The sequence below is a fragment of the Alteromonas sp. KUL49 genome (genome assembly GCF_006538345.1).
GTDB lineage: Bacteria > Pseudomonadota > Gammaproteobacteria > Enterobacterales > Alteromonadaceae > Alteromonas.
On sequence record NZ_BJKL01000002.1, the window covers coordinates 450,899 to 463,878 of the forward strand.

The following is a 12,980-nucleotide window of genomic DNA, read 5'->3' on the forward strand; positions in this document are numbered from 1 at the left end:
TTATTTGGCTTACGCGTAAAGTGGGTTAAGTTTTTCAGCGTTAATATCAAATCGCTTGATAGCTTCTGCTACCACTTTCTTATCAACGTCACCGCGTTGAGCTAGTTCGTAAAGTGATGCAACAACGATGTATGATGCGTTAACTTCAAAGTGAGTACGTAAGTTTTCACGGCTATCGCTTCGACCAAAACCGTCTGTACCTAAACAACGGTATTCAGTGTCGATAAACGCACGTACTTGGTCTGAATAGTTCTTCACATAGTCAGTGGCAGAAATCGCTGGACCTGCATCTTTAGTAATAACCTGACCGATGTAAGGAACTTTTTGCTCTGCTTCTGGGTTAAGCATGTTGAAACGCTCAACATCTTGACCTTCACGAGCTAGCTCGTTGAATGAGGTAACAGAGTAAACGTCAGAAGAAACTTTGTAGTCTTCAGCAAGAATCTGTGCAGCTTTGCGCACTTCGTTCAAGATAGTTCCCGAACCCATTAGCTGAACGTTAAGCTTAGATTTAGCAGCCTCAACACGCTCTAACTTATAGATACCTTTGATGATTTGTTCAGCAACATCATCACCTTCAGGCATTGCAGGGTGCTGATAGTTTTCGTTCATCAATGTTAGGTAATAGAAAACATTTTCGTTGTTACCGTACATGCGACGTAGACCGTCTTGAACAATAACTGCAACTTCGTAACCGTAAGTTGGATCGTACGTAATACAGTTAGGGATAAGGTTAGCTTGTACATGCGAGTGACCGTCTTGGTGCTGTAGACCTTCTCCATTCAGTGTCGTTCTACCGGCCGTTGCACCCAATAGGAAACCACGTGCCTGGCTATCACCCGCCGCCCATGCCATGTCGCCAACACGTTGGAAACCGAACATTGAGTAGTAGATATAGAACGGAATAGTTGTAGCATTACAGGTTGAATAAGACGTACCAGAGGCTACCCAAGATGCCATTGCACCCAGCTCGTTGATACCTTCTTGTAGTACCTGACCTTTCTTATCTTCGCGGTAGAAAGCCACTTGGTCTGCATCTTGAGGTACGTATTTTTGACCTTCATTGGCGTAAATACCTACCTGGCGGAACAAGCCTTCCATACCGAAGGTACGAGCTTCATCAGGGATAATTGGAACAATGCGCTTACCAATTTTCTTATCTTTCAGTAGTGCATTGAGCACACGTACGAAAGTCATTGTAGATGACACTTGACGCTCACCTGAACCTTTCAAGATAGCATCGAAAGCACTCAGCTCTGGAATTTCAAGCTGCTCTTCTGCTTGCTCACGACGAGCAGGAAGGTAACCGCCTAGAGCTTCACGACGAGCACGAAGATACTTCATTTCTTCACTGTCATCATCAAACTTGAAGTAAGGCAGATCAGCAATCTTGTCGTCTGCTACTGGAATGTTGAAACGGTCACGGAAGGCCTTAATTGAATCAACGTCCATTTTCTTAACGTTGTGCGCAACGTTTTGCGCTTCACCAGATTGACCTAAACCGAAACCTTTAACGGTTTTAGCAAGGATTACCGTCGGACGACCTTTAGTATCAATCGCTTTTTGATAAGCGGCATACATTTTAACTGGATCGTGACCACCACGGTTCAAACGCCAGATGTCATCGTCAGACATATTTGCTACAAGCGCCGCTGTTTCAGGGTACTTGTTGAAGAAGTTTTCACGAGTGTACTTGCCGCCTTTAGCCTTACAGTTTTGGTATTCACCGTCGACGGTTTCGCTCATAAGCTGAATGAGTTTGCCAGATTTATCACGAGCAAGAAGTTCATCCCAATAACTACCCCAGATAACTTTTACCACTTCCCAGCCTGCGCCGCGGAAAGTTCCTTCAAGCTCTTGGATAATTTTGCCGTTACCACGTACCGGGCCATCAAGGCGCTGAAGGTTACAATTGATAACGAAAGTAAGGTTGTCTAGACCTTCACGAGACGCAAGACCGATTGCACCCAAGCTTTCTGGCTCATCACACTCGCCATCACCCATGTAGCAGTATACGCGCTGGTCTGAACAATCTTTGATACCGCGGTTAGTTAAGTACTTAAGGAAACGAGCAGTATAAATAGCCTGAAGTGGACCAAGACCCATAGATACTGTTGGAAACTGCCAATAGTCCTTCATCAAGTGAGGATGCGGATAAGACGACAGACCTTCGCCTTCACATTCTTGACGGAAGTTGTTCAACTGATCTTCAGTGAGGTTGCCTTCCATAAAAGAGCGGGCATAAATGCCCGGAGAAATATGGCCCTGCGCGAAGATAAAGTCGCCACCTTGGTTTTCATTGGGTGCTTTGAAGAAATGATTGAAGCCTACGTCGTAAAACATAGCCGATGATGCGAAGCTACCAATGTGACCACCAAGCTCTAGGTTTTTCTTAGATGCACGCAACACAATCATCAGTGCATTCCAACGAATAGCCGCACGGATGCGCGCTTCGATGGTCAAATCACCAGGCATTTTTGGCTCTTGTGCTGCTGGAATAGTATTGATGTAGGCAGTCGTTGCGTCATACGGTAAATGCGCCCCGCTGCGACGTGCTTTATCAATAAGTTTTTCAAGTAAGAAGTGAGCGCGTTCTACGCCTTCCTCTTCTAAAACCGACTCTAGCGCATCAATCCACTCTTTAGTTTCATTGGGATCTACATCTTGGTGCATCATATCAGTCATGGTGCCATCCTATAGTTGCTGATACAGAAAATCCCTTTCGCCATAGGGTGTGGGAAAAGGGAAACTTTAATTTACGTTGTTTTTTCACGCTCATTTGAACGTGTTTTCTTATGCAGCGGTGTTGTGTACTACCACTACCGCTTGCTGCAATTCTGTTCTGCGACCTAAGTCGCTATATTTCTAACCGTCGAAGCGCTCGTTGCACACGGCTGTCTCGCTGGTTAATGGTCAATAGTGTTTTCTCAATGTAAGCAAGATGCGTGTTACACGCTTGGCGAGCCGCTTCGGGGTCTCGCGCCGCTATAGCTTCAACAATTTCATGACGCTGACGGCCTATATCGTCACTTACATCGGTATGCAGCGCCAACATATCTAAGTTGCGCTCAATATTTTCAACCAGCATGCTTTGCATGGTGTTCATTACGTGGAGCAGTACCATATTGTGAGAGGCTCTTGCCATAATCACATAAAACTGCCCTAGCGCTTCAGCCTGCGCTCGCTTACTTTCTTGCGGCCCTGGCGATGGTAAATCATTGAGTGCTTGTTTTAGCGCTTCATAGTCTTCAGGTTGTCCACGAAGCGCAGCATAGTAAGCAGCCATACCTTCTAGCGCGTGCCTAAATTCGAGCAAATCAAACTGCGTTTCAGGTCGTTTACTCACTAAAGCCATCAAAGGGTCTCGCATCGCAGAGTTCAAATTGCGATTAACAAAGGTGCCTCCACCTTGTTTACGCTCTACTAGACCTCTTGCTTGCAGATTTCCAATGGCTTCTCTTAGCGACGGTCGCGACACATCGAACTGCAGAGCTAGTTCTCGCTCTGGGGGAAGCTTTTGTCCTGACAGCAACGTGCCGTCCAGAATCATAGACTCCAGCTGTTCAGTAATTACATCTGCTAGCTTTTTGCGTTGCTGACGCATACTTGAGTTGCTTCCCTCTGCCTATCTATCTCGCTGCGTGCGTTGTTTTAAATGTAAACAATACGGTTTCACAGCACTCATTGGTAATACCAATTTACCTTATTAGTTTAGGTTAGATCTGGAGCGTCGTAAATACTATCAGGGAAAGAAAGTGGGAAAACGAGGGTAAATAAGAAAGGTTGTCTTTTGAAAAATAAGAAAAAAAGGTTAAAAAAGGCAACTGGTCTGATGAGAGAAAAAGAGTGATTCGAGCGGGCATCAGCCCAACAATTGGTCAAAATTTGTTTTACCAATTGTTGGGGAACTAAACGTTATTTTTAAGCAATGAATCCGCTCAACGTCAGTATTGACGTAGCTGCTAGCAAAAACATTACATTTCTTTTAGCTAATTTAACCAATACTTTAGGTTCTACTGACGCGTTGTAAGTTTGCGCCTCTAACTCTTGTTCACTGAGCATCTCTGCTTTTGCAGAAACCGATGTCAAAACATCATAGGCAGACGTCTCGGGTGAGAGCACATGTTTGACCCATTCGGGCAACGCACGAGAGAAGTGACCCATGAACAATAACCCTAGTGCGGTAATTCGCACTGGAATAAAGTCCAGAGCGTACATTAAATGTCGTGCACTTGTGGCAAGAGGGTGTTTTGCAGCGCATAACGAATCTGCAGTACTTCGGCTTACAACATAAAAAATAACACCAGGTGCACCAAACGCCACGAACCAAAGCATTACCGCAGCGTAGTGCTGATAATTCAACCATGTCAGATGTTGCCCGAAACTGCGACCTTGTCCTCTGGCAGAGTTCTCATCGCCTTGGTTTTCACAATGACCAAGTTCATCGGTATACATGCTACAAGCCTGCAAGTCACCGCGATCGGCAGCGTTGAGAAAGCACTTATACGTAGCACGCAACGCAGGGCAACCAATAGCGATAAACAATACCAAGGTTTGCAATACAAATGTTAATGCTGAGCCCAAGAGCCAAACCTCTACGGCCGCCACTAATAAGGCAGGCGCAAGCATATAAAACCACAAGGCTAATTCTTTTGTGCTTTCAGATAACAACCCTTTTTGTTCAAGCCAATCTCGATAGGCACGAACGTAAAATTCACCGTGCCACCTAGACGTCTTTGCTACCAGCCGCTCTATGCTCAAAACCAATAACAAACTCATCAGGATCATAGTGCTTCCCTATTCTCTTTTGCAGTGAAGTTCAGTTGTGTTGCTGCTAATTTCAACAGCCGCTAAATATTACGGTTAACTTGTTGACGAAAATACGCCCAATCAAATGCAATGCCGGGATCCGTCTTGCGCCCCGGAGCAATATCATTATGCCCTACAATTCTACCCAAGGTGATCCGAGGATAAGCCTTTCTGATAAAACACGTTAACTCAACAAGCGCATCATACTGTGCTGCTGTATAGGCCAGCGTATCAGTACCTTCTAACTCAATTCCGATAGAGTAGTCGTTACAACGGCTGACACCTTGAAAGGAAGACAAACCTGCATGCCAAGCACGATGGCTAAAGGGGACATATTGTTCTATCTGGCCATCGCGATAAATCACACAGTGTGCTGATACTTTTACCCCCTTGAGCTGTGCATAAAAGGAATGAGCACTGATGTCTAGTGTCCCAGTAAAAAGCCCTCGTATACCATCGCCGCCAAACTCCTCTGGAGGTAATGATATATTATGGATAACAAGCAAGCTGACATCACTATCGTTGATACGCTCGTCATAATGAGGGCAATCCACTCGGACAGCCGATGGGTAATAATTCATACGGGTTTAAATTTCTGTATTTAGCTCAATTAATTATAAAAGTGTGACACTTATATTTGTGAACGCAACGATAATTTCCTATCGTGGTCTTACATAAGAACAGAGAGCTGCTACTAACGGGGGCTTGTTGCGTGATAGGAACGGCTAGTGAGTTTCGTTGTTTTAGTCGATAGGAAGTCATGGGCCATTCACTTCCTTCTGAGGCATGGATGCCGAAGCAGAGCCCCCATGGAGGGGCTTGTGGCGTGAAGGGAATGGCTCATGAGTTTCATTGCTGTAGTCAACGGGAAGTCATGGGCCATTCACTTCCTTCTGAGGCATGGATGCCGAAGCAGAGTCCCCATGGAGGGGCCTGTGGCGTGAAGGGAATGGTCCATGACTTCTCGTAGATATAAACAACATTTACCACACAACTTGAAAGAGGAATTCTTTTGACTGAACAAAAAAGCATGGGTAAGTGGATGATTGTGCTGGCTTGGATATCCGCTTTTGGCTTGTTGATTATGGTGTTTTCTGAGCTGTTGCACCGTCAGGTAAATCCAAACGCTTCTCCCGATTCCTCTCAGGTGGGGAATCGCATAGAAGTCAGACTGAAGCAAAATCGTGCTGGACATTACGTTACTTCCGGCTTTATTAATGGCACTAAGGTGACTTTCCTAGTTGATACAGGCGCGACAGATGTTGCAGTGCCAGCGCACTTGGCCTCTAGACTACAAATGCAAGCTGGCAGGCAAGCATTGGCGAGTACTGCGAATGGCGTTGTGAGAATCAATGAGTCCCGCATAGATACGCTTCGTATTGGTGACATTGTACTCAATGACGTTGAAGCAAACTTAAACCCTGGGATGCAAGGGGATGAAATTCTTCTTGGAATGAGTGTTTTGCGCCAATTGGAGTTTACTCAGCGCGGAGATTGGTTAATATTGCGTACCCTCTAAAGTAACACAGTGTGATTCTATGACAGCCCCAACGCTAGTAGCCATTCGCGAACAAGTTTCAAACGCATTACGCGAAGACTTGGGTGGTGACGTTCTTTTAACTAATGACATAACTGCTTGTCTTATCGACGAACAAACCACAGCCACCGCAACCATAATTACAAGAGAGCCTTGCGTGGTTTGTGGCGTAGCTTGGGCAACTGAAGCGTTTGCACTGTTTAATGGCGAACTAGATATTACTTGGCATGTGAAAGATGGCGATCGGGTAGAAGCAAATACAACCCTGGCGACTCTCTCTGGTAACGCTCGAATCATTCTTACCGGCGAGCGCACCGCATTAAACTTCTTACAAACCCTTTCGGCAACGGCAACTGTGACGCATTACTACGCCGACATCCTCAAACACAGTAATACTCAGATTCTCGACACCCGCAAAACCTTGCCTGGACTCCGACTAGCGCAAAAGTATGCAGTTGCGTGTGGAGGAGGTAAAAACCATCGAATTGGGTTGTTTGATGCCTTCTTGATTAAGGAAAACCATATTTTTGCCTGCGGAGGCATTGAAAAAGCAGTATCAACGGCAAAAACAATGAAGCCTGGAGTGCCAGTAGAAGTTGAAGTTGAAAGTATCGACGAGCTCAAAAAGGCGTTGTCTGCTAAGGCTGATATCATCATGTTAGACAATTTCACCAACGAACAGATACAAGAGTCAGTAGCGCTGAATAACGGCCAAAGTAAACTGGAGGTGTCTGGCAATATTACTGACGCTCGACTCAGTTCATTAGCAACGTTAGGTGTAGATTACATATCTTCAGGCGCGCTGACGAAACATGTGGAAGCTATCGATTTGTCGCTTAGGATCCATATTTCATAAACGTACGCCTGTTACTTTTTAGCGCACTCATTATCCGAGTGCGCTGGTCTAATCTCTCCGCTATTTTTTCGTCGCCTTGTTCTGAAAAATACCCAAGTATAAATTTCAACAACATTACAAACTGTTGATAAATAGTAAGTTTACAAACCTTTCTGGAATTTTTCTCACACCGTTGAGTGAGCACAATCGAAAGGTAAACAAGGGTATAATTTCCGATACTTGTCAGTGACACATTGCCTTCTATACTGAAAAACATGTACCAGGGCCGTGCCAGAGGCGACTCAGGTAACAGGTCCATTTGAACCGTCAATTTTAGAGTTAAAACGTGTTGTATACGTACCGGAGAAATACCATGACTAACATGACTACCCAAAACCAAAAAGGTTTCACACTAATCGAATTAATGATCGTTGTTGCTATTATCGGCATATTGGCGGCCATCGCTTTACCTGCATATCAAAACTACACGGAAAAAGCACGATTCACTGAAGTCACAAACGCAACGGCGGCAGCAAAAACGGCGGTAGAGATTTGTGCTCAAACTGTAGACACCTCGCTAGCACTTTGCGACGGTGGCACAAGTGGTATCCCAGCAGACGTAAGCGCTTCAGGTGCAATTGTTGGTGTAGGTACTGAGAATGGTGTGATCACTGCAACTGCTTCTCCTAATTCAGGCATTGTTGATGCTTCAAGCAATGCTGCAACTTATGTTTTAACGCCTAGTGTATCTGGTGGTCGCGTAACATGGGCTACAGCGTGTACTCCTACCACTTTGTGTTAATCACAAGTTTCTGAATGAATTAGCCCAGCACCCGCTGGGCTAATGACCTTTCCGACCACAAAGTCTCATTATCATGGCCAAAGCAAGTTTAACATTTACTTGGCAAGGAAAAGACCGCAAAGGGAATAACCGCAAGGGTGAAATAGCCGCAGCGTCTCTCGCTGAAGCAAAGAATCTTCTTCGCCGTCAAGGTATCTCTGCCAATAAAGTTAAGAAGCTCGCCAAACCGCTGTTTGGTTCTGGTGGTCAAAAAATAAATGCCGCTGACATTTGTGTAATGTCGAGACAAATCGCCACCATGCTCGGTGCTGGTGTATCCTTAATACAAACTTTAGACATGATCGCTCAAGGCCACAGCAAAGTCGCCATGCGAAACATGCTTAGTGACATTGCGAATGAAGTCAAGGCAGGTAGCCCCTTATCGACCGCGTTAAAAAAACACCCAGAGCAATTCGATAGCCTCTATTGTGATTTGGTCTTTACCGGTGAGCAATCCGGCGCACTAGAAACCATCTACGAGCGAATAGCCACCTACAAAGAAAAAGCCGAAGCACTAAAATCAAAAATCAAGAAAGCAATGTTTTACCCCATTGCCGTACTGGTCGTTGCTTTTATTGTTACGACGATTCTTTTGATATTTGTTGTTCCTCAATTTGAGGATATCTTTAAAAGTTCAGGTGCTGAACTTCCCATGTTTACTCAGTTTGTATTGGGTATTTCTAGATTTGTGCAAGACTACGGTATTCTTCTAGCGGCTGGTGTAGGGACGGCAGGTTATCTATTTGCGCGCACCTACAAGAAAAGTCCGTCATTGAGGGATAAACTCGACGTACGCATTTTAAAAATCCCAGTGATTGGCGAAATTTTAAAGAAGGCATCAATTGCCCGTTTCACCAGAACATTGGCAACTACTTTTTCTGCAGGTGTTCCCCTTATCGGAGCATTAGAGTCGGCTGCAGGAGCGTCTGGCAATGCAGTATTCAGAGATGCCATACTGTATATCAGAAAAGAGGTGGCTGGCGGTATGCCAATGCATACGGCAATGGGCGTGACTCAGGTATTCCCAGAAATGGTGACACAAATGATTGCCATAGGTGAAGAGTCTGGTGCCGTAGATGCGATGTTAAGCAAGATCGCCACTATCTATGAAGCGGAAGTCGATGATATGGTCGACGGGCTAACAAGCCTGTTAGAGCCGATGATAATGGCAGTTCTGGGCGTGGTCATAGGCGGACTTATTGTCGCTATGTATTTACCTATATTCGAAATGGGTAACGTGGTGTAGAAATACACGCAGCCATGTACAATACACTGCAAACAACAACTATATAAATCAGAGAACCTCTATGCTAGATGCGGTTGTACAGGTAAGTATTGAATTACCCGCGTTTTTCTATGCCATCGTTTTTATTACCAGCCTTATGGTGGGTAGCTTCTTAAATGTTGTCATCTACCGACTTCCCATTATGATGGAAAATAGTTGGAAAGAAGAATACCAAAGCTATTTTTCAACCACCAACGACGAAGTAAAAACCGAGTCAAAATCGCCATTCAATCTTGTCTTACCGCATAGCACTTGTCCTCATTGTGGTCATAAAATAAGAGCGTGGGAAAACATCCCAGTTATTAGTTACCTTTTCTTAGGGGGCAAATGCTCCCAATGTAAAACCAAGATATCGATACGGTACCCCCTTGTAGAGTTGTTTACTGCCGCAGTCTGCACCTTTGCAGCGTGGCATTACGGTCCCTCATCAGCCGCATTATGGTCAGTTCTGGTTTGTTACGTCTTAATCGCATTAATCTTTATTGATGCCGATAAAATGTTGCTACCGGACCAACTCACACTTCCGCTACTTTGGCTAGGGCTTCTACTCAGCACTCAATCTGTGTTCGTAGGTATGTTCGACGCTATTATTGGTGCCGCTGCCGGTTATCTCAGTCTGTGGTCTGTATATTGGTTGTTTAAATTAGCGACTGGCAAAGAAGGAATGGGATATGGTGACTTCAAACTATTAGCTGCATTGGGGACGTTCACCGGCTGGCAGGGCCTACCTATCATTATTTTACTTTCGTCGTTAGTCGGCGCTATTGTTGGGATCATATTTCTCCGCTTGAAAACCGATGAAGCACAGAGCGTTAATGGGCAGGCAATGCCCTTTGGCCCCTATATTGCGGTTGCGGGTTTTATAACTCTGCTTTATAAAGACTCCATCATTAATGCTTATATAAATTGGTTAATTGGTTGATGGGACAGACAGTTGTTGTTGGCCTAACAGGTGGTATCGGTAGTGGTAAATCTGCAGTGTCAGATGCCTTTGCTAATATAGGTATTTCCATCGTAGATGCAGATATTGTCGCTCGGCAAGTCGTCGAAAAAGACACGAAAGGTTTGTCGGCCATAGTAGAGCACTTCGGTACAGAGCTATTGCTTAGTGATGGAACGCTAAATCGCCCCGCACTAAGAGAAAAAGTATTCAACAATAGCGCTGAAAAAGAGTGGTTAAACCATTTGCTCCACCCCCTTATTCGAGAAGAAATGTCTAGGCAACTCGATGTATGTGAAGGGCCATTTTGCATATTGTCTGTACCACTTTTAGTAGAAAACAAACTTACTACGATGTGTGATTATGTCGTAGTAGTTGATTGCCCGGAATCACTTCAGCTTCAACGAGCTATGCGCAGAGATGGCAGTTCAGAGGACACAATAAAGGGAATTATGGCGGCCCAAGCAACGCGAACTGAACGTAAAGCAGCAGCATCTCACATTATTGACAACAGCACGTCTTTGGAAGATTTGGGACGAGCTGTCGATACGCTGTACAACGAGCTCATCGTCGATATCAACAAAACAGGGTAAATTTGCAACTTTTTTACCCATTAAGTATCAAAACTAGTGTTCTTTTTAATTCCAACTTGGCATCACCTAATTCTTGCTTTAGTCTTTAAATCTAAGTGACTGTGTTTAAAAGGGTATCCATGAGCGAAGCAGTGTTTGAATTTCCTTTAAAGGAGAAGATGCGTAACTATTTGCGCGTCGAGCAACTGCTTGGTCAATTAAAAAGTACTTCTAGCCCTCAAAACAATCAGCTACAGCTGGTGTTTTTTTCTCAGTTGTTTGATTTGTTGGACCTAATTGAGCGTCTAGACCTGCGCACAGATATTAGTAAAGACTTAGACGCCCATGAAAAAAATCTCGTCTATTGGTCACAACACCCCAAGATAGATAGCAGTGCCCTAGAGAGCGCATTAAAAACCGTCCTCGCTTTGCGCGAGCGATTAAAAGCTGACCGAAAGTTCTGTAATAACCTAAAAGAAGACAAGCTCCTCAGTTCTATTCGACAGCGCTTCGCTATTCCTGGTGGCGCGTGTAGTTTTGATTTACCTAACTTACACTTTTGGCTTCAGCAACCCGAAGCACAAAAGCAACAAGATATCTCTCGCTGGCTGTCTGATTTAGCCCTGCTAAATGATGCCATCGAGGTGAGCCTGTCGTTCATTCGTGAGCGAGGACATTTTAGTCCTACCCTTGCAGCCAATGGATTCTTCCAAGGCACTGCCGAAGACAAAAATGAGCTGATAAGAATAAAGTGTAGCGTCAATGACGGCTACTACCCCACTCTCAGTGGAAACAAATATCGTTATGCCTTGCGCTTTATGTGGTTTAACCCTGAAGCCCACCAGTCAAACTCGGTAAATTCAGATATTCAGTTTAGCCTAGCAGCCTGTTAGACTTCACCTACCCCCTTTTTTGTATTCGCCCAACTTATGAAAGTAGATTGCCCCACTTGCTCTGCCACTGTCGAGTGGTCAGAAGAAAGTCTATACCGACCGTTTTGCAGTAAAAAGTGCCAGCTCATCGATTTAGGCGAGTGGGCAACAGAAGAACATAAAATAGCTGCGAAGCCAGAAGAAACGCCTTCACCAGATGCCATTGACGTTGAAGAAATCGAAGCCATGCTCGCCAAACAAGGCGACCAATTTTTTTCACACTAATGTAAGGACCCCTCATGTTAGGAAAGGTAGTTTTGGTTGGTGGTACTCATGGAAACGAAACCAGCGGTATTCAATTGATTAACCATTGGAAACAGCATGGTGTTCCCGAGCATTTAGCTTCTTTGAATTTGGGTTTAGTCATAGCCAATCATAGCGCAATCAAAGACAACGTTCGCTTTGTTGACGAAGACCTAAATAGACAATTTACTTACCAAGCGCTTGCAGAGCAAAAGGACACTCTTGAAGCTAAGTGTGCTGAACAGTTCAACCAAGAATTTGGCCCTAAAGGCTCATCAACTACAGAACTTGTTGTGGATATTCACAATACCACGAGCAACATGGGCGCCACTCTTATTATCTTAGAAACGGATCACTTCAATACTCAGCTCGCTCGCTACGTTAAGCACGTAATGCCTGAAGCCATTATTCTAGTTGAAGATGAAAAACCTTTTGAAGAACACGGTTACCTTTGCACTGTGGGTAAAAAAGGGGTCATGATTGAGGTTGGCGCACAACCCCAAGGCGTCATGCGAGAAGACGTTTATAAACTCGTAGAAAAAATGGCAATCGCCATACTTACCTTCTGTGCCCACTATAATGAGAACGAATCATTGGTTGAAACTCCCTGCGAGGCCTTCAGGTTGGGAGAAACCGTGTCGTTTCCACTTGATGACAAAGGTGAGCGAACGGCAATGGTTCACCGCGATTTACAAGACAATGATTTTGCCCCCCTACTCCCAGGCGATCCTGTGTTCAGAGCATTCAATGGCGAAACCATTGGATGGTGGGGTAACGAAGTTACCTTCCCTCACTTCATCAATGAAGCCGCCTACAGCAAACTTCACATCGCTTTCGCCACTGCAGACAAATGCGAGATTTGATGTATCTGTTATAGCTACTGAAAGGAAGCTCAGGGCAGTCTAATTCATACAACGAGCCTATCTAATAAAGTTAGGCTTCGTTTTTTTGGTATCAGCGGTACTTGATTTTTTGATACTAAAAAT

At 44.7% G+C, this 12,980-nt stretch carries 13 protein-coding genes; 9 read left to right on the plus strand and 4 right to left on the minus strand.

Translation table 11 applies throughout. The features are described from left to right. Positions 1–9 precede the first annotated feature (9 nt). The 4 genes from aceE to ampD all read right to left on the minus strand — a co-directional run bounded on the left by aceE (position 10) and on the right by ampD (position 5,390). Positions 10–2,685: a pyruvate dehydrogenase (acetyl-transferring), homodimeric type gene (gene aceE, locus EYS00_RS05115; RefSeq protein ID WP_130635474.1), complete on the minus strand. Its 2,676-nt coding sequence runs from the start codon at positions 2,683–2,685 to the stop codon at positions 10–12. Between the two features lie 172 nt (positions 2,686–2,857). After that, positions 2,858–3,604, minus strand: coding sequence for a GntR family transcriptional regulator (locus EYS00_RS05120; protein WP_130635475.1), 747 nt, complete (start codon positions 3,602–3,604; stop codon positions 2,858–2,860). A gap of 317 nt (positions 3,605–3,921) precedes the next feature. Next, positions 3,922–4,788, minus strand: a complete 867-nt coding sequence (gene ampE, locus EYS00_RS05125; protein ID WP_130635476.1) for a beta-lactamase regulator AmpE — start codon at positions 4,786–4,788, stop codon at positions 3,922–3,924. A gap of 62 nt (positions 4,789–4,850) precedes the next feature. Next, complete coding sequence (gene ampD / locus EYS00_RS05130) at positions 4,851–5,390, minus strand: 1,6-anhydro-N-acetylmuramyl-L-alanine amidase AmpD (protein WP_130635477.1); 540 nt, start codon at positions 5,388–5,390, stop codon at positions 4,851–4,853. Positions 5,391–5,839: 449 nt separating this feature from the next. On the opposite strand from ampD, the gene EYS00_RS05135 reads away from it, so the two are divergent. From EYS00_RS05135 to EYS00_RS05175, 9 genes are all read left to right on the plus strand, one after another. Next, a complete protein-coding gene (locus EYS00_RS05135) occupies positions 5,840–6,328 on the plus strand; it encodes a TIGR02281 family clan AA aspartic protease (protein ID WP_130635599.1) in 489 nt (162 codons plus the stop codon). 19 nt (positions 6,329–6,347) lie between these two features. After that, entirely contained in the window at positions 6,348–7,202 is an 855-nt protein-coding gene (gene nadC / locus EYS00_RS05140; protein WP_130635478.1) for a carboxylating nicotinate-nucleotide diphosphorylase, read from the plus strand. Between the two features lie 352 nt (positions 7,203–7,554). Then, positions 7,555–7,983, plus strand: a complete 429-nt coding sequence (locus EYS00_RS05145) for a prepilin-type N-terminal cleavage/methylation domain-containing protein (protein ID WP_130635479.1) — start codon at positions 7,555–7,557, stop codon at positions 7,981–7,983. Positions 7,984–8,056: 73 nt separating this feature from the next. Continuing rightward, a complete protein-coding gene (locus EYS00_RS05150; RefSeq protein ID WP_130635480.1) occupies positions 8,057–9,268 on the plus strand; it encodes a type II secretion system F family protein in 1,212 nt (403 codons plus the stop codon). A 61-nt stretch (positions 9,269–9,329) separates the two neighbouring features. Continuing rightward, positions 9,330–10,229, plus strand: coding sequence for an A24 family peptidase (locus EYS00_RS05155; RefSeq protein WP_130635481.1), 900 nt, complete (start codon positions 9,330–9,332; stop codon positions 10,227–10,229). Further along, the gene (coaE, locus tag EYS00_RS05160) at positions 10,229–10,840 is read left to right on the plus strand and encodes a dephospho-CoA kinase (RefSeq protein ID WP_165399315.1); all 612 of its coding nucleotides are present in this window, start codon (positions 10,229–10,231) and stop codon (positions 10,838–10,840) included. Before EYS00_RS05155 ends, coaE begins: the two co-directional genes overlap by 1 nt. 119 nt (positions 10,841–10,959) lie before the next feature. Then, entirely contained in the window at positions 10,960–11,712 is a 753-nt protein-coding gene (zapD, locus tag EYS00_RS05165; RefSeq protein WP_130635483.1) for a cell division protein ZapD, read from the plus strand. Between the two features lie 36 nt (positions 11,713–11,748). After that, positions 11,749–11,976, plus strand: coding sequence for a DNA gyrase inhibitor YacG (gene yacG, locus EYS00_RS05170; RefSeq protein WP_130635484.1), 228 nt, complete (start codon positions 11,749–11,751; stop codon positions 11,974–11,976). A 14-nt stretch (positions 11,977–11,990) separates the two neighbouring features. Further along, a complete protein-coding gene (locus tag EYS00_RS05175) occupies positions 11,991–12,857 on the plus strand; it encodes an aspartoacylase (protein WP_130635485.1) in 867 nt (288 codons plus the stop codon). The last annotated feature ends 123 nt before the right edge of the window (positions 12,858–12,980 follow it).

Excerpts from the sequence above, each read along its gene's own strand:
- aceE (WP_130635474.1), bottom strand. The coding sequence starts at position 2,685 with ATGACTGATATGATGCACCAAGATGTAGATCCCAATGAAACTAAAGAG.
- EYS00_RS05120 (WP_130635475.1), bottom strand. The coding sequence starts at position 3,604 with ATGCGTCAGCAACGCAAAAAGCTAGCAGATGTAATTACTGAACAGCTG.
- ampE (WP_130635476.1), bottom strand. The coding sequence starts at position 4,788 with ATGATCCTGATGAGTTTGTTATTGGTTTTGAGCATAGAGCGGCTGGTA.
- ampD (WP_130635477.1), bottom strand. The coding sequence starts at position 5,390 with ATGAATTATTACCCATCGGCTGTCCGAGTGGATTGCCCTCATTATGAC.
- EYS00_RS05135 (WP_130635599.1), top strand. The coding sequence starts at position 5,840 with ATGGGTAAGTGGATGATTGTGCTGGCTTGGATATCCGCTTTTGGCTTG.
- nadC (WP_130635478.1), top strand. The coding sequence starts at position 6,348 with ATGACAGCCCCAACGCTAGTAGCCATTCGCGAACAAGTTTCAAACGCA.
- EYS00_RS05145 (WP_130635479.1), top strand. The coding sequence starts at position 7,555 with ATGACTAACATGACTACCCAAAACCAAAAAGGTTTCACACTAATCGAA.
- EYS00_RS05150 (WP_130635480.1), top strand. The coding sequence starts at position 8,057 with ATGGCCAAAGCAAGTTTAACATTTACTTGGCAAGGAAAAGACCGCAAA.
- EYS00_RS05155 (WP_130635481.1), top strand. The coding sequence starts at position 9,330 with ATGCTAGATGCGGTTGTACAGGTAAGTATTGAATTACCCGCGTTTTTC.
- coaE (WP_165399315.1), top strand. The coding sequence starts at position 10,229 with ATGGGACAGACAGTTGTTGTTGGCCTAACAGGTGGTATCGGTAGTGGT.
- zapD (WP_130635483.1), top strand. The coding sequence starts at position 10,960 with ATGAGCGAAGCAGTGTTTGAATTTCCTTTAAAGGAGAAGATGCGTAAC.
- yacG (WP_130635484.1), top strand. The coding sequence starts at position 11,749 with ATGAAAGTAGATTGCCCCACTTGCTCTGCCACTGTCGAGTGGTCAGAA.
- EYS00_RS05175 (WP_130635485.1), top strand. The coding sequence starts at position 11,991 with ATGTTAGGAAAGGTAGTTTTGGTTGGTGGTACTCATGGAAACGAAACC.